We start from the raw sequence: 19,249 nt of genomic DNA, 5'->3' as shown, positions 1-19,249 counted from the left end.
TCAGATCCAGCATCTGGTCTGGAGATCCCCCGCCCCTCATCCAGGACGCCGACCCCGCCCCGACCTGATGGGCCGGCAGGCATGGGGGGAACCGGCCGCGGGCGCCGGCTACCTGCGCCGTGGAACCGTGCAGGATCAGCCTGCACCTGCCGGTGGCCCGGCGGTGAGTTGGTCCACCGGCCGGCCTTGGCCTCCGATCGGGACGGAGACCGGCTATCGGCCCTCACGGCGGATACGCGAACTACCAGATCCCGTTCGGGCCGTCAACGTCCTTCGTGAAATGCCCCGCATGCGCCAGCGCCCCGCGGACTACTCTCCGGCGCCCGTGGCGCTGCCGCGCCTGTCGTGCGCTGCTGGAGAACGAGCAGGCGCACAGGCTGGTCGTTCGGTTAGCTCGGTTCATCGAGACCACAACCGCGTGGGCTCCCCCTTCGCGAAATGAGGGGGCTGTGCGTTCGGATCTACGCCGCACTCCTTCTCTCGACGTTGAAGCCTTCCCCGGGTGCAGGCTCAAGGGCGGGTATCGGTCGGCCGATGACGGTGGCATGGAAACGCGCTCTCTCGCCGCACGCCGTGTTGTCTCCCGCCGTCTGGTGGCCGCCGGACTGTTCGCCGGGGCTTGGGCGGTGGTGTCCGGGCCTCTGGCCGGGACGTCGAGGGCTGCTTCGATTCGGCCGGGCGTAGACGGCCTGCGGGCGCTGTTCGGGTCGGAGAACCGTGTGATCCGTACGCGCGAGCGGGTGGTCGCGGTGACGTTCAACGCCGCCTGGAACGACGCCGGCCTGGACAGCGTTCTCGGTGAGCTCGCCCGCCGGCACACGCCTGCCACGTTCTTCCTGACAGGAGACTTCGCCGACCGCTACCCCGAGGTGGTCAGGAGACTTGCCACCGCAGGGCACGGGCTGGGCAACCACTCCTACAGCCATCCCCACTTCAGGGACCTGACCGCCGCCGGGAGGAGCCGGGAGGTCCGGGCAGCGGACCGGGCGCTGCGCGCCGCCGGGGCAGGACGGGCGCTGACCCCTTTCTTCCGGTTTCCCTACAGCGAGACCAGTTCCACCCAGATCAGGGAGGTCAACGGGCTGGGATTCGCGGATGTCGAATTCACCACCGACACCAACGGGTGGAAGGGCACCGAGGGCGGCATGACCGTGGACCTCGCGTTGCGCCGGGCGCTGGACGCGCTGCGCCCGGGAGCGATCGTGCAGATGCACGTCGGCGCGTTCGAGGGCGGCACCGAGGTGATCGACGCTCAGGCCCTGCCACGCATCCTCGACGCGATCACAGCACGCGGCTACCGCGCCATCGACCTCCGCACCCTCCTCACACCCTTGGCCCACCCCGCAGGCAGTGGGGACAAGCTCTGAAAGAGCACGTTCCCGGTCATTCTCCGAAGGTCTGCGGGCCGCTGGGGGTGGCTCCGGCGCCGTAGCGGTTGCTGGTGAAGCTCCAGTCGAGGTTGCCGCGGATCCAGTGGGCGGTGCCGGTGACGTATCGGTCGACGCGCGGGTCGCAGCGGTGGCGGCGCCTCTCCTGCTCGACCAGGTCCAGGAAGATGCAGGGCTCCTCGGTGTGCATCCCGGCGGCGAGGTCGAGGGCTTCCTGCAGCGGGGCCAGCCCTGACATCTCGAGGATGACGAAGCACGCGGAGCACTGCAGCGCCGACGACTCGCGCAGGGTGATGTACTCGTCCAGCGCGGGCTGGGCCTGCTCCACCTGGTAGATCGACTCGGGGCGCTGGAGGCCATGAAGTAATCCTTCAGGCCCGCCCGCCACCGCAGCATCTGCTCGGGCGGCACATGCGCCGCCACCGCTGCGCCAGTTCCTGCAGCAGCAAGCTCCTCGTCAGCCAGGGTGAGCGCCTGCACGTGGTTGGTGCTTCCGCCCCGTCCTCGTGGGAGACGGGGCGGAAGCGACGGACCCTGCGCCCTGACGCCGGCATGCCGGGCGAGTGACCGCCGCGAGGGGTTGGTCGCAAGTGGTGAGCATGTCGCTGAGCTTCGTCTTCACAGGCGGCGTGATGCTCAGTCCCTAGTGCTGCGTCAGGCAACGTTCGCCCTGTCGACGACCTCCTGTAAGTGTCGGTCGTCGGCGTGGCGGTTTCGCCAGATGATGTAGCGGCGGATCACGCTGCCCTGCTCCTTGTGGGTGGTGTGGTCGGTGCCGTCGAGGGTGAAGTAGCGCAGGGCGGTGAACTGGGCTTCGATGCGGTTGAGCCAGGAGCTGTTCGTCGGCATGTAGGCGATCTCGACGTTGTTCGCGGTGGCTCAGTCGCCGACGCGCTGGCACTTCCTCGTGGTCAGGTGCGGGGGGAAGTTGTCAAGGACGATCGCGATGCGGACCTGTGCCGGGTAGAGAGTGCGCAGGTAGCGGCAGAACTCCAGGAACTGGGTGCGCTTCTTGATCGGCTTGATGTGGCCGTAGAGCTTGTCCCGGGCCAGGTCCAGGGCTGCGAAGAGGTGGCGCACACCGCCGTAGCGGTTGTACGTAGCCCGCCGCCTGCGGCGCGGTTCCCGGTCGGGGTCCTTGTGCTTGCCCCCGCGTTCGGCCCACTGACGGCCGGGGTGCGGCATCAGGTTGAGCGGCCTGAACTCGTCCATGCAGAAGACCACTTCGGGCTCGCCGTCCTCGGGTATGACCTCGCCGTCGGCGATCGCGTAGAGGTGCTCGACCTGGGCCTTCTTGGCTGCGTAGTCCGGATCGCGGGAGGTCTTCCAGGTCTTCAGGCGTTGAAAGGAGACGCCTTCCTCGCGGAGCAGGATGCGCAGGCCCTCGTGGCTGATGTCGTCGACCACCCCCTCGGCAACCAGGAAGTCCACCAGCATGGTCAGGCTCCAGGTGGAGAACGGCAGGTCGTGCTCGGTCGGCTTCGACTTCGCGATCTTCTTGATCTCGCGCCGCTCGGGCAGCGTGAAGGTCTTCGGCCGGCCGCCCTTGTACTTCGGGTACAGCGAGTCGAATCCGTCCTGTGTTGAAGTTGTGGCTCACATCCCTCACCCGGTCCGCGCTCGTGAACGACACCTCGGCGATCTTCGCCACCGGCATGCCTGCGCGGACAGCAGGACCATCTGGGCCCGCCGCCATGTCACCACTGACCCGGTGCCTCTGCGGATGATCCGCGGCAGGCGCTGTCCCTCGTCATCGTCGATGTGTCGAACCGGAACTCTGTCGGCCACGCCGACCAGTTTCAGTGAACGCGCCGATCGGGATCCGGTTCCCGATCGGCGCGTCGCGGACTGCAGGCGGCGGTGTCAGCCGAGGTGTCGGGCGAAGAACCTCAGCGTGCTCTCCAGCTCGAATGCCGGGATCTCCCCGTGCTTGCCGGGGTTGGCGTGCAACGTTTTCTCGGCCGAGGCCAAGGCGTCGAACAGCGCCAAGCTCTGAACCCGCGGCACCCGCTCATCGTCCCACTGCACCAAGAACTCCACTGGGACGGTGACCCGCGCGGCGGCCTCGGCCGACGCCAGCACCCCACCCAAGCCCAGTACCGCGGCGCGGACCCGCGGTTCGGCAGCGACGAACGGAACACCGAGTCCGCATCCCAGCGAAATCCCCCAGTAACCCACCGGGCCGGCACCTACGTGCTCGAGTTGCTGAACCGCGTCCAGGACCGCCCGCCATTCCGGCACGGTCTGGCGGGCCACGAGCGCCTGGAAGCCGGCGATCAGCGGGGCCAACTCTTCACCGGCTTCCACGCGAGCCTGGTTCTCAGTCGCGATCCGGTCGTACTCCTCAACCTTCGGCCGGTCGCCATGGGCGGGAACGTCGACCGCCACGACCGCGAAACCGCATTCGGTCACGAGGCGGCGTGCACGAGCCAGGATGTCAGGGGCCTTCTTGTGCTGACCGCCACCGTGTCCCATCAAGACGAGCGGACGAGTGGCGACGGCACCTTCTGGCGTCCACAACACGCCAGGAATGTAGCCGAGGGTGAAGAGCTGTTCGCGGACGCCGTCGGACGACGTCTCAGATATGAAGCGCATAGCGGTTCATGCCTTTCGGGATGCCTCTGCGGGCGCTCCCTAGGCCATGCGAGGGAGGAAGGCCCGACCTGTCAAAGCGTTGATCGGTCTCACCTCCTCAGTTCGCAGCAGTGCACGGCGGCAGGAACGTATCACGAAGGACTCCACCCTGGCCCGGGCGGGGATGCCGACAGGACGAACGTTGTCTGATGCGGCACTGGAGGTACTTGATGTCGGTCCAGGCCCGCGAGTAGATGCACCAGTAGTCCTTGTTCGGGGGCGCCCACTGGTCCGGGGACTGATCGCCCTTGGAGCGGTTGGAGGCGGCGGAGACGGCGATCGGCTGCGCGTGGTCGAGGTCGTTGGCGAACTTCTTGCGCTTGTCGGTGCTCCAGGTGTCGGCGCCGGACCGCCAGGCGTTGGCCAGGGGGACCGGACCATGTGGTCGATGTCGAGATCGCCTGGGTGGACGGAGGAGCGGGAGCCCTTCTCGGGTCATGGGTCTGAAGTCGGTTCGGCCTGCTTGCGATCCCGACGCACGGAGACATCGGCTGTCGCGCGGCCGTATGGCGGCCGCCGAGTCTTAGAGGTCATCTCATTTGGGGTGTTCGATAGGCTATAGGCGTGGGGATCGTTGAGCGGCTGGTGCCGGATGAGCTGTGGGAGTTGTTCCAGCGAGTGGTGCCGGAGGCGCCGAGTCGGCCTCAGGGAGGCGGTCGGCGCCGGCACGGTGACCGGGAGGTACTGGCTGCGATCGTGTTCGTGGCCACGTCGGGCTGCACGTGGCAACAGTTGCCGTCCGCCTCGTTCGGCCCTTCAGGGCCCACGGCTCACCGGCGTTTCGCCGAGTGGTCGAAGGCCCGGGTGTGGGCCAAGCTCCATCGCCTGGTCCTCGACGAGCTCGGCTCCCAGGGTGAACTGGACTGGTCTCGCTGCGCGATCGACTCGGTGAACATGCGGGCCCTGAAAAGGGGGACCTGACAGGTCCGAATCCGGTGGATCGCGGCAAGTACGGCTCAAAGATCCACTTGATCACCGAGCGAACCGGACTGCCCCTGTCCGTCGGGATATCCGGCGCCAACCTGCACGACAGCCAGGCCCTCGAACCGCTCGTGCGAGGCATCCCACCCATCCGCTCCCGGCGCGGACCGCGTCGGCGACGGCCGGCCAAACTCCACGGCGACAAGGGCTACGACTACAACCATCTGCGCCGATGGTTACGCCAGCGCGGCATCCGGCACCGCATCGCCCGCAAAGGCGTCGAGTCCTCCCAGCGGCTCGGACGCCACCGCTGGACCATCGAACGCACGATGGCCTGGCTCGCCGGATGCCGCCGCCTCCACCGCCGCTACGAACGCAAAGCCGAACACTTCCTGGCCTTCACCAGCATCGCTTGCACCCTCATCTGCTATCGCAGACTCACCAAATGAGATGACTTCTTAGAGGGGCAGCGTCAGCGCGTTGAGCACATGCGGTGCATGGTGGTCAGCAGGCGCCGGCAGTTGGTGACGGCGTCGTAGATGCCGTCGAGAGGCTGGTAGCGGTAGGAGCAGTGGCGGGCGGACCAGAGTCCCTTCCAGGCTGCGTAGGGTGCCATGGCATCTGTCCACGTGCGAGGGTGCAGGGTCGCCCAACTGGTGCGTGCAGGCTGCGGCAGGCGCTGGATTTCCCGTTCCCATACTGCTCTGTCGAAGGCCGCGTTGTAGACGAGGCAGCACCGGTGCGGCCAGAGCCGTTCAGGGGTCTGGCCGTGTTTCCGTGAAGCCGCAGGCCAGTGGTTGGTACGCGGGACCGTTCCGCTGCGTCTGCCTGGCCATGGCAGGTGCCGAAACGGCAGTCGGCCGGCGGGTGATTGGCCTGACGCCGTGCTGCCCGGTCTCCTGGCTAGCGCCGGCGGGTGCGGAAGCCGCCGGGGGTGTCGCCGGTCTCGCGGGCGAAGAACTTCCCGAAGTTGGCGGGTTCGGAGAATCCGAGCATCCGGCCGATCGCGGCGACGGGCAGGTCGGTGTGGACGAGCAGACGCTGGGCCTCTAGGGCGGCGCGGGCGTCGATGAGTTCTTTGGCGGTGCGGCCGGTGGCGGCCTGGCAGGCCCGGGTCAGGGTGCGTGGTGAGTAGCCGAGTCGGGCGGCGTAGCTCTGCACGGAGCGGGTGGCGGCGAAGGAGCGTTCCAGCTCGTACCGGAAGGCACGGAAGACCTCGCCGCCGGCCCTCGCCGAGGCGGCGCGGTCCGGATGGGGCAGCCGCGCCAGGCGCAGCAGCACCGCGCCGAGGAGCTGGCGCAGCAGTGGGACGGTGAGGTCGGCGTCCGTGTCCTCCCGGCGGTCCTCCAGGGTGTGGTATTCGGCCGCGATCTCGGCCAGGGCCCGGTCGAGGACCTGGTGGTCGCCCGGGGACAGCGTCCAGCCGGCAGGGCCGAAGCCGTCGAGGAGGGACGCGAGTTGAGGCAGGCGCGGTGGGAAGGCGGCGGTGAACAGCACCAGCACGGCATCCAAGTCGGCCAGGCGGCCCTCCGCATCGGCCGGGAACCGCTGGACCTGCCCGGGCCGCAGATGCAGCAGTCTGCCCGGTGCGCAGGGCTGGGGGACGAAATCGACCATCATGGTTGCCTCGCCGCCTCGTACGAGGAGCAGTTGGTGGAAGTCCGGTCGGCTCGCGGTGCGGGCGACCGCCCTCTTCATGCGGCGGCGCAGGACGTCGTACGTCAGGACCTCGATGCCCAGCCGCGGGCGGTCGGGATTGAGGTAGGCGATGTCGATGACGTCGCGTTGTCCAACTTTGACCATGGTGGGACCCGACTCTACCTCGTCGCGGGAGCCCCTTGGCGGGGATCGTGGAGGCGTCGCCGCGACCTGCCGGCCTGTGCCGCTGATGCCCGCGGCGCGCTCGTGCATCCCTGCCCCGATGGGCACACACCAGATAAGGACCCACCCCTGTGAAGACTGCGATCACCGATCCCGCACTGCTGCCCGGAGCGTTCGAGGATGCCCTGAACGGCGGTGACGTCGAGGGCGTGCTGGCCCTGTTCGCGCCTGGCGCCACCATGCGCACACCGGCCGGCGAGGTCATCACCGGTCACGAGGCGCTGCGCCGGGAGATCAGCGGGACCGTCGCCGCCCGTGGACGGCTCACCAACATCCCCCGGCACACCCTGGTCGGCGCCGAGGCCGCGCTGCTGGTCACCGACTGGACGCTCGAGGTCACCGCCCCCGACGGCGAGCGTCTCGCCCCGACCGGCACCACCGCCAATGTCGCGTGCCGAGGCGCCGACGGCTACTGGAGGTTCGCCGTGCTCAATCCGCTCGGCACAGCCTGAGCGACGGCCTGAGCGCGAAATGCGCCGGCCTCCACCGGCCCGACGGTGGCCGTCCCGCCAGAACCGGCCGGACGGACCACCGGGGCTCCGCGTCACCGCTGGGCTGCCGGGCACCGCTGCCGTCACCACCGGGATGGTGAAGCCCCGTGATGACTCACGGAACTGCGGTCAGAACCGTTTTCAAGAATCGCCATTCAATGCTCCTGCCGCGCCTGCCGCTGTTCACACTGACGGAGGCGCACCAACTCCTGTGCGTCCTGCAGGAGTTCGGCACGGTGGACCACGACTGGGTGCCCAGGCTGCCCGCCAATTCGCCGCCGGAATCGCAGCCCGTGTCCCCTCACGCGACGCCTAGTGACCGACCCCGTCCTGTTCTTCGAGGAGTCGAGTGCCGACAGCTCCGGTCGGCGTCACACGGGCTTCGCGGCCCGCCGCCGCGCCCGGTATCTCAAAACGGAATGTCTGGCGTCCCGGAACTCGCTCCTGACGACAGCGAGGCACAGTTCGGGGAAGTCGGCGCGCAGGCTGATCTCTTCGGCGGCTCCCAGTCGTTGCCGCGCTCGGGTGCCGGTGGGCCGTCGTGGACCTGAATGATCATGTGCACAGGGCCGGTGTCGGGGGTGGGCATCACGATGGCGTTGCTGTCGGTGGCCAGGCCGCACCGCCAGCCGAAAGGCATCTCCTTCGGCCGGTCGTAGTCATCGTCGAATCCGATGAGGTTGCCGTTTTCACTCACACCGACGGTGAACGTCACTTCACGGACCAGCATGAGACAAGCCTCCTTCAGCGGAGAAGGGTGCCCCCTGGCCTCGGGAGAGAGGCGGGACAACGGGGCACCCTGTCTGGCGGGGAGTCCAGCGGCGCTCAGACGATGACGTAGAACGGGTCGCCGTCCATGACGTGCATCTTGCCGCGCCAAGCAGTGATGCGGCCGCCCTGGCTGCATGTCCGGCGGAGCCTTGGTCGGGCACACCGCCTTGCGGTTGTTTTCCTCCTGCGTCGGGTTGATCACCCGCACCCGTACCGGCTTGTCCGACTGCTGCCGTAGTAGTTGTCGCGCCGGTAGACCGCCGAGTCGTAGGAGGCGCTGCCAGGGGTGTAGCCGAGCTTGGTGAAGGAGTACGTGTGGTGCGTCTTCACCTTGGCGTTGACATGGCCCTTGGGGATTGCCCCGGTCTTGTACGAACTCACCGGGCGCACCCGGGATGACCGGCGCGGGGCGTCAGATGCTCATCGAGAGCGACGGCTGTGGCAACGGACCCCGCTTTTCAGCCTGACGAACCCTTTCGTCACACTGACGCCGTGCCTCGAATAGCCACCGCCACCTCGTCCCGGCAGGTCCGCCGCCTCACCACGACGGCGTTCTGCGGTCCGCCGGTGATCGTCGGGCTGTCGTTGCTGGCCGCCAATCCGGACTGGACAGGGCTCGGACTGGTGCTCGGGACCTTCGCTCTGATCGCGACTCTCTCGCTGATGATCACCGCTGCGCCGAACGGGTGGTTGATCGTCGGCGGGGTGATCGTGGGGATCGCCGCGCTGTCCGGGCCGGGGCCGGTGCTGCAGGCGGAGGTGATGGCGCACCAAGGGCAGCGGGTGCAGGTGCGGGTCACCTCGGTGAAGACGTACCAGGGCAAGCACGGGCCGGAGTACACCTGCCATCTGGAGCGGGTGGACGGCAAGCCGCTCAAGCACGCCGAGCTGGGCAACGACTCCTGCGACGGGCCGATGGAAGTCGGGCAGACCGAGGACGTGCTCGTCGACCCGCACGGCTGGACGGCGCCGGAGCCGACCGACACGGACTACAGCGGGATCGACATCGCCGCGTGGGCCCTGCCGGTGGTACTGGTGCTCTTCGAGCTGCTGGTCTGGCTGTCCCGGCGGGTCGGGCTGCGCCGGTTCGAGAGCCGCTGATGGCGCTGCCCGCGCGACCAGGGCGCGGGCGAGCCAGGCGTCGACGTCGGCCTCGACGTACGCCCCGGCACGGCGGGTGAGCTCGCCACGGGCGGCTTCGTCGCCCTCGCGGGGCTCGGCCTGCTCCAGTGTGCTCAGCTCGCGCAGCGCTTGGAGCTCGTCGGCGCGGGCCTCGATCCGCTGCGCTCCGCGTACGGCGGCCTCGCCCTTCGGCGGCAGCCGCGGCTTCGGCGGCGAGCTCGGCCTGGACGTGGTCGTCGGTGTCCGGGCGTACACGGTGATCAGCCGTGTGAGCAACACTTCAGGTCAATACGGCTAGGATCTGGGGCCGGATCGGCCAGGCCCCTCGTCCCTGGAGTACCGGAGCCGCAAGGACGAGCCGAAGGGCTTCGGCTGGCGCGACTTCTGGACCTGATCGTCCGCGCCCGGATCCAGACCTCAGTCCGCAGGAGGGCATCTGGTCACTGGTCAAACGCGACATCGGCAACCTCGCCGCAGCCGACCTCAGCCAGACCACCCGGGCCGTGAAGCACCGGCTCAATCAGATCCAGCACCAACCGACCTGGTCGACAGCTGCCTCACCGGCACGACCTGACCATGGACAGTTGACAGACATCACGCATTCAAAGTCTTTATCCGTTGAGCCAGTCCCCCGGGAGTAGGACCCGGACCGCTTCCAGTGCTTCCTCGGTTCGAGCCCTCACAGGCACGCAGCCCTCCTCATCCCGCAGCAGCACGTCCGCGCCGAGGAACCAGCGGGTGCCCTCGAAACCCCTGGCCGGATAGGCCGGAAACGGCAGCTGCTCGCAGCTCTCTTCGAGGATCAGCGTGTATTCGGGGTCGGGCTCGTACAGAAAGTCGCTCAGGTGCTGCGGTGCGTGCAGGGACTCCGCCAGCACCATCTCGACGGCCGTCCACGACAGGCGTTCCATCCACGGCTCCCACCGCTGGGCCTGCGGGTCGGCCAGGTCCGACAGCACATGAACTCCCGGATCAGCCTGGTCGAGATCCCTGAGCAGTACGCCCCAGCAGCAGGCGCCCTGGTTCTCTTCCCGGAAGACCAGCGCCTGGCCGCGGGCGTCGATGTAGATCTGGTCGGGGTGCAGCAGCCGATCGTGGTTGCTCGTCAGATCCTGGCGCCGCCCGAGCAGCCGGTACATCTCGCCGAGGGCGGTCGGCAGGCTTACGCCGAGACGTTCCTCCGCTCGTGCGAGGTCCTCCTCGGTGCAGCCGTCGCCCTCGGTGAGCGGCTCCACCCATGCGTGCGTGAAGTCACGGACGAAACGCCACGCGGCCTCGCGGTCCGCGCGTGCATCCTCCAGGCCTTGGCGAACATCGAACGTCTGCGTCATGGCGCAGACCCTAACCGCCGCCCCTGACACCGCCTCGGACCGCACCCCTGCGGCGGCCTGGCCAGCGCGGGCCCGGCCGGCCCTTCATCGGGCGGGGAGCACCGTCGGAAGCGCTCAGCGGCGAATCGTTGATGGGATTTCGGCCGGCAGGAGATACGGCCGATGCACCGCCGTCGCAGGCAGTGCATCGCGTTCCACGGCCTATTCGCTCTGGGCTCGTGCCTTGTTGATGGCGGCTTGAAGCTGAAGCCAGGTCGGATCCGTCGCGCCGGCCGCGGTCACGGTCGCCAGATCGTCGGCTTCCCATGTGCGGGTTCCGTCGGTCAGGACGAGGTGCGTCTCCAGGTCGTCGCCGTCGTCCGGAATCTCGGCCGTGGCCTCCGAGAACGCAATGGCTGCAGCCCTGGAGATGTCCCTGCTTGTGGTGCAGGTCTGCGTGGAGCCGGAGAGCACGGACAAGAGCACCAGATCTCCCCCACTGCCGGCAACGAGAACTTCGCCTGTCGCCGTGGCGGCCAGCGCGGACAAGCGGGACCCGGTCAGCGCATCGTGCTCGACCGCTTGCCGGGTTTGAAGGTCAACCTCGACCAGCGCCCCCGCGGGCGTGGCGATCCACAGCACGCTCGGTCGCGCTCCGAAGGCGATGTTGTGACGCGACCAGGCTTGCATCTGTTGACATCCTCCCGGCCCTGAAGGGACCGGGATTCCTTGGTCAGGTGGCTTGGCCGGTCGCCCGGCTGCCGGGTTCCTGCTTCACGGACTGGCCAGTGCCGAGGTCTCCACAGGCTGACACGGGCTGCCCGCCCGCGTGTCGGATGTTCTTGGCCGCGTTGACGTCGGCGTGATCGACGTTGCCGCATCCGGGGTTCTTGCACACGAAGACCGATTGGCTCTCTCGGTTTCCCTCGGTGACGAACCCACAGGCGTGGCAGCGTTGCGACGTATACGCGGGATTGACCTTCACCAGCGTCGTTCCCGTGTACCGGGCGGCCCTGGTGAGGGCGAGTTCAAGGCGGTGCCACCCCTTATCGAGGATGGCCCGGTTGAGTCCTGCCTTCTGGCGGACCCGGCGGCCGGGCTCGGCCACGGTTCCCGACGCCGAGGCGGACATGTTCTTGACCCGCAGGTCTTCGAGGACGACCAGGGCGTTCTTCCGCACCAGGTGTGCGGCCGTTTTCGCGCAGAAGTCTCCGCGCCGGTCCGTGACCCGGCCCATGATCCGGCCCATGGCGGTGACCGTCTTGCGCCGGTTCGCGCTGCCCCGCTTGGAACGGGCGAGGCGCTGTTGCAGCCGCCGGTAGCGGGTGCTCTCGCCGGGCGTGATGAACTCCCCGTCGAAAAACTCGCCGTCCGAGGTGACGGCCGCCGCAGCAACACCCCGGTCCACCCCTACGGCCGTGCCCGGCAAGGCGTGCAGGTCGGGGGTGACCGCGCCGTCGTCCACGAGGAACGACACGAACCAGCCCCCGGACTTCTCGGACACGGTCGCGGAGCGGATCTCACCACCGAGCGGGCGCGACCAGCGGAATCGGACCCAGCCCAGCTTCGCCAGCTTCACTCTCCCCCACGTGCGGCCCAGCCGCTCCACAGTGACCTGCTTGGAGTCGGGGAAGCGGAATGAGGGGGACCAGCGGGCCTTGGACCGCCACTTCTCACACTGCTCTGCCTGTTCGGCCGTCAGCTCAAGCCGGTACCTGCGACCCGACAACATAGGCCCCCCACGCCAACTGATGTGATGACGCTAGCGTGGGCCACTGACAACGCAGCGAACTCCGCCGCTTCGCGGCTCCGGCACGAGGATGAGCCAACCCCGCCCTCAAGTACGGGGCTTGCGCTCAAGAATCCGGTCAACGCCCCTCTCGGAGCCGCCGTCCCCGCGGTGAGTTTCTCACCACCCGACGGAGCTCTGCTGGCCGCGGCGGGCGACGACGGGGTGGTACGGCTGTGGAACATGGGGAGCCGTCAGCCAGTCGGTGACCTACTCACCGGCTGCGACGAACCACTGCGCGCGGTCGCGTTCTCCCCGGATGGCAGCCTCCTGGCGAGTGCCGGCGACGACGGAGTCGTACGGCTGTGGAACCCCGCCACCGGACAGTCGGCCGGTAATCTCCCCACCTGCTGCGACGGGCCACTGCGCGCGGTCGCGTTCTCCTCCGACGGCACCCTCCTGACGAGTGCGGGTGACGACGGGGTGGTGCACCGGTGGGCCCTGAGAGTCAACGGCGCGTGAACAGTGCGGCATACCGGGAGCCGAAGCGACCCCGGCCCGGACCCGGCCGATGCCAGTCGCCGGGTGGGCCACATCGCGCTGGAGACAGTTGACGCGGACGCGGCGAGCCGCCTGATCGCCCAGCGCGCCGCACCGATCGCCGCGGAGAGCCAGCCGCGACGCCCTCTGTTGATCCCGGCCGTTGACGCCGGGACAGGTCAAGCCACTCCTGTGGGACGTCACCGCGGGCGTCCCACTGCTGCGCGCGGTCGCCGCGTCCAGGGCCTCCCCGGGAGTCGAGCCTCCCGTCGCCGACGACGGCCGCCGCTCCCTGGACGGCGCCTTGCGAGACGGCACCGACATCCACCTGGCGGCCGGCACCTGCACCGTGGCGGTCATCGATCCGCTCGCCCACCGCCACCCCCACCCCACGAACGAGGGCGCCCACCTCGTGGCCCCCCGCGGCCGCGGTGCTCCTGTTGGACGCCGAGCAGGGCGACCCCGAGACGGGGACAGCGGCCTAGCAGGCCGGCACGGCCCAGGCCGGCACGGCCACTGAGGAACTGCCCGCCGAGAAAACCCGTTGCGAGTGACCCGCATCGGATGTCTGATTGATCGGCCGCCGATCAGGGGAGGGAACATGAGGACGTCGCTGCCCACCCCCTCGTTGCACACCGCTCGCCTTCGACTGCGTGCCTTCGAAGACGCGGATGCCGACGACCTCTTCGCACTGCACAGCAGCGCCTACGTGCTGCGCTACTGGGACGCGCCACCGTGGAGCGAACCCGTGCGCGCCGAGAAGTTCATCACGGCTTGCCGGCAGATGGCACATGAGGGCACCGGGGCGCGGCTGGCCGTAGATCGAGTCTCCGACGGGGCGTTCATCGGCTGGTGCAGCCTGAACAGGTGGAATCCCGACTACCGCAGCGCGTCGCTTGGCTACTGCTTCGACGATGCTGCCTGGGGCCACGGCTACGCGACCGAGGCCGCGCACGCTCTACTGCGGTGGGCATTCGACACGCTGGACCTCAATCGCGTCCAAGCCGAGACCGATACGCGCAACGCGGCTTCTGCCCGCGTGCTGGAGAAGCTCGGCTTCGTACGTGAAGGGACGTTGCGGGAAGACTGCGTCGTCAACGGCGAGGTCTCTGACTCGTGGGTCTACGGGCTGATCAGGCGGGAGTGGCAGCCGTTGTCCGAGCCGGTACCCGCCCACTGAGCTCCGCTGCCCGGCACCCGGTATCGGCTGACCCCAAGCAACTGATCACTGCGCCTCATCCACGCACAACGCGAACCTAACAATGGGTTACATACCGGGCCCCGTGTCAACCGCCGGTCCGGCCAGTCGGCTGCGTTTGGCCGGGTTCAGGACCGTGCCCTGGAGGTGGCCTGGGCGCAGACAGCGCACTACCGAACGGAGATTCAGGCTTCCCCCGCCGCGTCATCGCCGTCGTACACCGCGTCGGCGATCCTGATCAGCTCTGCCGGGAAGAGTTTCGCCATCACCGGCAGCGGAGTCAGCCATGATCCCAGCACGAATGCTCTGCCCAGCAGATGCCCGGCGTGCGGGGTTCCGACGGCTTCAGCCGCATTGACCAGCGCCTGTGCCTGCTTCTGCGGGTCGGGGATGGCTAGGGCGAGTTGTTCGGCCTGCAGGTGCTCGCCACGGGTGGCCACTGCCAAGGACACGTCAGCCAGCGCTCTCTCGCGCCAGTACTGATCGGTGTTGGCGCGGGCGAGCTGTTCGGCATGCTGGTTCTCACCAGCGACGGCCATCGCCCGGGCCACCACCGCCAGCGCCCAGTGTTTGCGCATCTCTGTGTCCATGGTGTGGGCGACCCGCTCGGTGTCAGAGGCCAGTCGGCCGGCTCGCTGTTGCCGGCCGAGAGCGGCGAGCGCCCCGACCACCGAGTCCAGCGCCCGGACCTGAGCCAGCGGGTCCTTGCACTTTCGCGCCGACCGCTCGGCCTCCTCTACCAGCCGGCACGCCAGCTCCGCCTCTCCGGCAGCCGCCGATTCAGCAACCGTCGACAACGCGCGCGCCCGATGTTCACGGTCGTGGATGGTTCGCGCGACCCGTTCGGCCCGTGCATGGTCTCCGGCTGCGGCCACTGTTCCGGCCAGTTCAGCCAGCGCATTAGCCCGCTTCACCGGGTTGGTGATGGTTCGCGCGGCCCGTTCAGCCAGCCCGTGCTTGCCGGCGGCCGCCGCTGCACGGGTCACGTTCGCCAACGTCCACTGCTGCGCGTTCGCATCCGTCATGGCTCGGGCGAGCTGTTCGGCTTCGGCGACCAGTTGACCCGCCAGCTGAAGCTCCCCGGCGGCGGCCGCCACGCCGGCCGCACTGGCCAGAGCGTCTACCTGCTCACCCCGGTGAACGAAGGTTCGGGCGACCTTGGCCGCCTGAGCGTAGTTGCCGGCCGCAGCTTCCGCCGCCACCACCTCGGTCAGCGCCCGCACGCGGTGGATCGAGTTCACCACGGTTCGGGCGATCTGCTCGGCCCTGTCGGCCAGCCGGCGCGCCCGCTGCTGCTCTCCCGCCCGGGCCACCGCCTGCGCCATCTGAGCGAGGGCGACCACCTGCCGGCGCGGATCGGTAATGGTTCGCGCGGTCCGCTCCGCCTCGTCGGCCAGCCGGTGCGCCCGCTGGTTCGTGCCGCAGGTCACCGCCGCGGAGGCCACCTCGGCGAGCGCCGGGACCTGCTGAGTCAACTCGGTGATCGTTCGCGCGGTCCGCTCGGCCTTGACGGTCAGTCGGAGCGCCCGCTCATGGTCTCCGGCGGTCTTTGCCGCGGCAGCCACGTCGGCCAGCGCCTGTACCTGTTCGGCCGGGGCGGTGACGGCACGCGCGATCTGCTCGGCCTCCGCAACCAGGCTGCGCGCCTGCTGGTGGCCGCCGGCGGCGGCGACCGCCCCGGCCACCCGGCACAGCGCCCTCACCCGCCATCTCGACGGCGTGCCGATACGGGCCACCTGTTCGGCCTCCACCACCAGCCTGCTCGCCCGCTGATGCTCACCGGCAGCGGCCCGCACTCCCGCCGCCCTGGCCAGCGCCCAAGCCGCCCGATGCGGGTACTCACTGACGTGCGCGATCCCTTCCGCGATGGCAGCCAACTTGCCCGCCCGCTCATGCTCACCGGCAGCGGCCATCGCCTGAGCCACCTCGGTCAGCGCCCATGCCCGCTCGTCTGCTTGGGCGATCGTTCGGGCGATCCCTTCGGCCCTGTCACGCTCCCCTGCTGCGGTCAGCGCCTGCACCACTACGGTCAGCACCGATGAGCGCCTGCCCCTCGTGCTGATGTCTCGGGCAATCCGCTCGGCCTGCTCTGGTGCTCCCGCAGCGGCCATCGCCCGGGCCACCTCCACCAGCGCCTCCTCCCTCTCGTGCGTGATGAGCATCGCCCGGGCCAGCCGTTCGGCTTCCGCCGCCAGCATGCCGGCCCGCCCACGCTCGCCCGATTCGGCGGCCACCCCGGCCACGCCTGCCAGCGCCCGCACCTGCTGGAGCGGGTCGGTGATGGCCCGGGCCAGCGCTTCAGCGCGCTGGGGGCGGCCGAGACAGGCCCACACGGCAGGGAGGCCGGCGGGCACACCGGCGTTCCGCGACTCGAGCAAGCCGCGGTGATGCGACAGCCTCGCCAGCAGGTACAGGTCCGGCTCCGGACAGTCCAGGAGCAGCTTCTGACTCGTACCGATCTCGGAAAGGGCGGCGGTGTCTCCGACGAGCAGGTCGAGCATCCGGTCGTGGCGGGCGGAGTCGAGGGCCAGCGCGGCCAGGCGCGCGGTGTCGCCGGCTCCGGCCAGCATGCGCGGGTAGCCCAGCAGCAGGTATTCGGGGGTCTGCCTCGGCCACGGCGGACGGCCGCGAGCGGTGCGGGTGCGGTAGCTGTCGGCCCAGACGTGTATGCGGTGCCTGTACCGGGCCAGGCGGGCGTCACCGATGTAGTGGCTCGCGGCGTTGTGCAGTTCCTCATGCCCGAGCAGGTACACCTGCGGGCTGCCGAAGTCCCGGGCAGGCCTGGTGGTGAAGGTACGCCCGGCCACCGTGTGCAGAACTTCCTCGACGGTCACCAGATCCGCGCGGGTGAGCTCACGCAGGTCCGGACCGGACAGACCACCCCGGGCAGCAGTCAGCAGGCCCAGCAGGTCCCGCTCGACCGGACGACCCGCAAGGAGGCGCTTGAGTTCGGACTGGCTCAGGCGCTGCACATCCCTCGCATACGAAGAGTCACCCAGCAGTCGAATGACGCCCGGCGAACGCAGCGGATGCCAGTCCGGTACATCATCGGGGATCGGGGGGTTCAGCCGACTGGCGACAATGACCCGCATTCCGGCCGGAGGCCGACCGGGCAACAGCCCGGCAATGCTGTGCGCCCACGCTCCCGTGGTCACGCTGCGGTCCTCGTCCAGGCCATCGACGACCAGCACCAGGCGCCCGCCCGCCGCACGGCACGCGGTCGCGGCCTGAGCGAGCAAGTCGAGAAGGGCCGCCTCCCCGGCAGCCTCGCCCCCGCCGACGGGGAGGTCCGCGCCGAGCAGCGCGCACAACTGCTCCGTCAGCGAGGCCGTGAACGCGTCGCGTGTGTCCTGCGCGGCCAGGCGGGCGGTAATGAAGAACGACACCATCCACACGCGACCGGCAGAGAGCAAGGCGGGCGCATTGAGCACGAAAGTGGAGAGCAGCGCGGACTTGCCGGCCCACGGGCCGGCCCGCCACCACACGTACGGACCGCAGCGCTCGTCGAGGCAGAAGTCGGCCAGTTCGGCCATCTCGGTCTCCCGACCCAGCAGCTCGGGTGGTGCGATCCGCTCGACCTGCCGCAGGTAAGCCGACCGCACCGGCCGCCGCGCGTGCGACGCACGGTCGCGAAAGACCGACACCATCACGTTTCCGGTGACGTGCCCGAAAACGGTGCCGCCACCCTGCCCGTCGACGTGCCGGGACACCAAGCCGGCTGACGCGGCGGACGGACTCGGTAACGCAACCCCGTCCAGGCCCTCCGGCGCGCCGGGTACGGTCAGCGGCGCGACCGGCCCGGCCCGAAAGGGTCCAAGCCACCGCCATCCGCACCACGGTCGACGTGCACGTCCCCGCCGACCTGCCCGAAAGCGATCCCGCCACCGCTGGCCTCGGCGTGAGCGTCCCCGGTGAACACCGCAGAGCCGGCACCCGCAACCACCGAGCCGCCAAGATCCCGCTCAGCCGCACGCACCCGGGCCACCAGCCCAGTGACCGTCCGCCCGAACTCGTCGTCCTTGAGAGCCGCCGCCGTGACCGCCAACTCCACCTGCTGCCGGGTCAGTTCACTGATCTCCCCGTCACCAGCGCGGCCCTCCTCAGCCAGATCGTCCAGCACAGGATGAGCGCCGAGCTTGGCGGCCACCACCGCATGCAGCTGCTCCAAGCCCGCATCGAGCACCGAATCAACCTCGGCATCCACACCCCCAGCCACCCGCCGAGCCTTACGCAGCACCCACGCGACCACATACCCGGCCACCACACCGGCCTCGACCACCATCGCGACGACGCCCCCTCCCGCGTACCGCTCAACCCGCTACAGACAGACCCCCACCAATCCCTCGCCCCACGAAACCCGCCCAGCAGCACTCAGACGGGGAGTGTTCCTGGTTCGGGTCACGTTGGGGGGCGGAGGCTGCGGAGCCGGATGACCGCGCCGGAGGTCTGGTTGCATGGTGCCCCATGAACGCCATAGTCACGAGCGTTATCGCGGTCCTCGGCACGCTGCTGGGCTCGACGGTGACGCATGTCTTCCAGCAGCGATCAGCACGGCGCACGGAGCAGAGCAGCCGCAAGGAGCGGCTGCGTCAGGAGCGGCTGAACATCTACGGCACGTACGCCGGGCTGCTCGTCGAATTCCGCCAGGCCATGCTGCACCACTGGTTCTGTGAGCACGAGGGCATCGACGCCGACGACGAAATCGCCCTGCGCAGAAGTTCGTTCGAGCTGCGCTCCAGCACGCAGCACGCCCTGTTCCAACTCCAACTGATCACCGATGAGCCCGAGCTCATCGCCGTCGCGGTCGACGCTTTCACGGCGGTCGGCAAAATCGATCGCGCAGAGGATCGCAGTGACGTCGTCGCCCGGCGGGACGCGACTCGGGACTTGATCGACGCCTTTGTCGGCGCGGCACGCCGGCACGTCTAGGCATTCCCTGATCCGGATCAGGGTGTCCGGATCTGGTTTCCGGCACGCCAGTGCGAGCTGGTAGAACGACCGGTGTGACGCGTGCGGAACTCACCATGACGAGTGGGAATTGACCGAGTCATTCCTGGAGATGGGCAGGTTCGGCCCGTACCCCCCGCACGGGTGAACCTCGCAGCGTCGCCCAACCCGCCATCCGGGCAGGCCCCCTGGGCTCAGCCCACCGCTGAATGCCCGTCCGGTCGTAGCCGAGAGACGGCATGAAGAGGTGCGTAAGGACTGCCGTAAGTCGGCAATGAAACGGCGCACCCCGCCATGTCAGGATTCCGTCAAGTCGG

Annotated in this window: 19 protein-coding genes and 2 pseudogenes; 8 read left to right on the top strand and 13 right to left on the bottom strand. The window is 69.1% G+C overall.

Translation table 11 applies throughout. The features are described from left to right. Nucleotides 1–719: 719 nt before the first annotated feature. A complete protein-coding gene (locus tag ACFYZB_RS33810) occupies nt 720–1,367 on the top strand; it encodes a polysaccharide deacetylase family protein (RefSeq protein WP_388765022.1) in 648 nt (215 codons plus the stop codon). A gap of 16 nt (nt 1,368–1,383) precedes the next feature. Here ACFYZB_RS33810 and ACFYZB_RS33805 read toward each other — a convergent pair whose 3' ends face one another. The 4 genes and pseudogenes from ACFYZB_RS33805 to ACFYZB_RS33790 all read right to left on the bottom strand — a co-directional run. Beyond that, the gene (locus ACFYZB_RS33805) at nt 1,384–1,716 is read right to left on the bottom strand and encodes a hypothetical protein (protein WP_388765021.1); all 333 of its coding nucleotides are present in this window, start codon (nt 1,714–1,716) and stop codon (nt 1,384–1,386) included. Nucleotides 1,717–2,042: 326 nt separating this feature from the next. Further along, a pseudogene (locus ACFYZB_RS33800) lies at nt 2,043–3,176 on the bottom strand (IS630 family transposase). Between the two features lie 75 nt (nt 3,177–3,251). Further along, a complete protein-coding gene (locus tag ACFYZB_RS33795) occupies nt 3,252–3,983 on the bottom strand; it encodes a dienelactone hydrolase family protein (RefSeq protein ID WP_388765020.1) in 732 nt (243 codons plus the stop codon). A gap of 205 nt (nt 3,984–4,188) precedes the next feature. Further along, a pseudogene (locus ACFYZB_RS33790) lies at nt 4,189–4,421 on the bottom strand (HNH endonuclease); the annotation flags it as partial. 171 nt (nt 4,422–4,592) lie between these two features. Between ACFYZB_RS33790 and ACFYZB_RS33785 the strand changes: the two are divergent. Then, nucleotides 4,593–5,392, top strand: a protein-coding gene (locus tag ACFYZB_RS33785) for an IS5 family transposase (protein ID WP_388765146.1) whose coding sequence is annotated in 2 segments (ribosomal slippage) — nt 4,593–4,928 and nt 4,931–5,392 — 798 coding nt in all. Because the reading frame shifts where the segments join, the coding sequence is not laid out codon by codon here. 23 nt (nt 5,393–5,415) lie between these two features. On the opposite strand, the gene ACFYZB_RS33780 is transcribed toward ACFYZB_RS33785, so the two are convergent. Both ACFYZB_RS33780 and ACFYZB_RS33775 read right to left on the bottom strand, forming a co-directional pair. Beyond that, the gene (locus ACFYZB_RS33780; protein ID WP_388765019.1) at nt 5,416–5,559 is read right to left on the bottom strand and encodes a hypothetical protein; all 144 of its coding nucleotides are present in this window, start codon (nt 5,557–5,559) and stop codon (nt 5,416–5,418) included. A gap of 287 nt (nt 5,560–5,846) precedes the next feature. Continuing rightward, nucleotides 5,847–6,746: a helix-turn-helix domain-containing protein gene (locus ACFYZB_RS33775; RefSeq protein ID WP_388765018.1), complete on the bottom strand. Its 900-nt coding sequence runs from the start codon at nt 6,744–6,746 to the stop codon at nt 5,847–5,849. A 149-nt stretch (nt 6,747–6,895) separates the two neighbouring features. On the opposite strand from ACFYZB_RS33775, the gene ACFYZB_RS33770 reads away from it, so the two are divergent. After that, a complete protein-coding gene (locus ACFYZB_RS33770; protein ID WP_388765017.1) occupies nt 6,896–7,276 on the top strand; it encodes a YybH family protein in 381 nt (126 codons plus the stop codon). 448 nt (nt 7,277–7,724) lie between these two features. Here ACFYZB_RS33770 and ACFYZB_RS33765 read toward each other — a convergent pair whose 3' ends face one another. Next, nucleotides 7,725–8,045 carry a hypothetical protein gene (locus ACFYZB_RS33765; protein ID WP_388765015.1) on the bottom strand — a complete coding sequence of 107 codons (321 nt, stop codon included), beginning with the start codon at nt 8,043–8,045 and terminating at the stop codon, nt 7,725–7,727. Between the two features lie 239 nt (nt 8,046–8,284). Continuing rightward, complete coding sequence (locus ACFYZB_RS33760; protein WP_388765014.1) at nt 8,285–8,467, bottom strand: hypothetical protein; 183 nt, start codon at nt 8,465–8,467, stop codon at nt 8,285–8,287. Between the two features lie 111 nt (nt 8,468–8,578). Here ACFYZB_RS33760 and ACFYZB_RS33755 point away from each other — a divergent pair, with 111 nt between their 5' ends. Beyond that, a complete protein-coding gene (locus ACFYZB_RS33755) occupies nt 8,579–9,187 on the top strand; it encodes a hypothetical protein (RefSeq protein WP_388765013.1) in 609 nt (202 codons plus the stop codon). Between the two features lie 632 nt (nt 9,188–9,819). Here ACFYZB_RS33755 and ACFYZB_RS33750 read toward each other — a convergent pair. From ACFYZB_RS33750 to ACFYZB_RS33740, 3 genes are all read right to left on the bottom strand, one after another. Further along, nucleotides 9,820–10,539: an SMI1/KNR4 family protein gene (locus ACFYZB_RS33750; protein WP_388765011.1), complete on the bottom strand. Its 720-nt coding sequence runs from the start codon at nt 10,537–10,539 to the stop codon at nt 9,820–9,822. Nucleotides 10,540–10,740: 201 nt separating this feature from the next. After that, nucleotides 10,741–11,208, bottom strand: a complete 468-nt coding sequence (locus tag ACFYZB_RS33745; protein WP_388765009.1) for a hypothetical protein — start codon at nt 11,206–11,208, stop codon at nt 10,741–10,743. Nucleotides 11,209–11,251: 43 nt separating this feature from the next. Further along, nucleotides 11,252–12,250 carry an RNA-guided endonuclease InsQ/TnpB family protein gene (locus ACFYZB_RS33740; RefSeq protein WP_388765007.1) on the bottom strand — a complete coding sequence of 333 codons (999 nt, stop codon included), beginning with the start codon at nt 12,248–12,250 and terminating at the stop codon, nt 11,252–11,254. A gap of 168 nt (nt 12,251–12,418) precedes the next feature. Here ACFYZB_RS33740 and ACFYZB_RS33735 point away from each other — a divergent pair, with 168 nt between their 5' ends. From ACFYZB_RS33735 to ACFYZB_RS33725, 3 genes are all read left to right on the top strand, one after another. Then, nucleotides 12,419–12,769, top strand: a complete 351-nt coding sequence (locus tag ACFYZB_RS33735; RefSeq protein ID WP_388765006.1) for a WD40 repeat domain-containing protein — start codon at nt 12,419–12,421, stop codon at nt 12,767–12,769. 181 nt (nt 12,770–12,950) lie between these two features. After that, nucleotides 12,951–13,307 carry a hypothetical protein gene (locus ACFYZB_RS33730; RefSeq protein WP_388765004.1) on the top strand — a complete coding sequence of 119 codons (357 nt, stop codon included), beginning with the start codon at nt 12,951–12,953 and terminating at the stop codon, nt 13,305–13,307. Between the two features lie 81 nt (nt 13,308–13,388). Further along, nucleotides 13,389–13,967: a GNAT family N-acetyltransferase gene (locus tag ACFYZB_RS33725; protein WP_388765003.1), complete on the top strand. Its 579-nt coding sequence runs from the start codon at nt 13,389–13,391 to the stop codon at nt 13,965–13,967. 203 nt (nt 13,968–14,170) lie between these two features. On the opposite strand, the gene ACFYZB_RS33720 is transcribed toward ACFYZB_RS33725, so the two are convergent. Both ACFYZB_RS33720 and ACFYZB_RS33715 read right to left on the bottom strand, forming a co-directional pair. Beyond that, a complete protein-coding gene (locus ACFYZB_RS33720; RefSeq protein ID WP_388765000.1) occupies nt 14,171–17,695 on the bottom strand; it encodes a hypothetical protein in 3,525 nt (1,174 codons plus the stop codon). Nucleotides 17,696–17,766: 71 nt separating this feature from the next. Next, a complete protein-coding gene (locus ACFYZB_RS33715; protein ID WP_388764999.1) occupies nt 17,767–18,267 on the bottom strand; it encodes a hypothetical protein in 501 nt (166 codons plus the stop codon). A gap of 182 nt (nt 18,268–18,449) precedes the next feature. Here ACFYZB_RS33715 and ACFYZB_RS33710 point away from each other — a divergent pair, with 182 nt between their 5' ends. Continuing rightward, nucleotides 18,450–18,914, top strand: coding sequence for a hypothetical protein (locus ACFYZB_RS33710; protein ID WP_388764997.1), 465 nt, complete (start codon nt 18,450–18,452; stop codon nt 18,912–18,914). Nucleotides 18,915–19,249 lie beyond the last annotated feature (335 nt).

Origin of the sequence: Streptomyces sp. NPDC001852, assembly GCF_042891825.1 — a bacterium.
GTDB lineage: Bacteria > Actinomycetota > Actinomycetes > Streptomycetales > Streptomycetaceae > Streptomyces.
The sequence above is the reverse complement of the archived record's forward strand: the minus strand, read 5'-3'. Positions and strand labels throughout refer to the sequence as shown.

Bases quoted from the DNA above. Each gene is read 5' to 3' on its own strand.
- ACFYZB_RS33780 (WP_388765019.1), bottom strand. From the start codon at position 5,559: ATGGCACCCTACGCAGCCTGGAAGGGACTCTGGTCCGCCCGCCACTGC.
- ACFYZB_RS33710 (WP_388764997.1), top strand. From the start codon at position 18,450: ATGAACGCCATAGTCACGAGCGTTATCGCGGTCCTCGGCACGCTGCTG.
- ACFYZB_RS33745 (WP_388765009.1), bottom strand. From the start codon at position 11,208: ATGCAAGCCTGGTCGCGTCACAACATCGCCTTCGGAGCGCGACCGAGC.
- ACFYZB_RS33725 (WP_388765003.1), top strand. From the start codon at position 13,389: ATGAGGACGTCGCTGCCCACCCCCTCGTTGCACACCGCTCGCCTTCGA.
- ACFYZB_RS33795 (WP_388765020.1), bottom strand. From the start codon at position 3,983: ATGCGCTTCATATCTGAGACGTCGTCCGACGGCGTCCGCGAACAGCTC.
- ACFYZB_RS33715 (WP_388764999.1), bottom strand. From the start codon at position 18,267: ATGGTGGTCGAGGCCGGTGTGGTGGCCGGGTATGTGGTCGCGTGGGTG.
- ACFYZB_RS33740 (WP_388765007.1), bottom strand. From the start codon at position 12,250: ATGTTGTCGGGTCGCAGGTACCGGCTTGAGCTGACGGCCGAACAGGCA.
- ACFYZB_RS33765 (WP_388765015.1), bottom strand. From the start codon at position 8,045: ATGCTGGTCCGTGAAGTGACGTTCACCGTCGGTGTGAGTGAAAACGGC.
- ACFYZB_RS33775 (WP_388765018.1), bottom strand. From the start codon at position 6,746: ATGGTCAAAGTTGGACAACGCGACGTCATCGACATCGCCTACCTCAAT.
- ACFYZB_RS33750 (WP_388765011.1), bottom strand. From the start codon at position 10,539: ATGACGCAGACGTTCGATGTTCGCCAAGGCCTGGAGGATGCACGCGCG.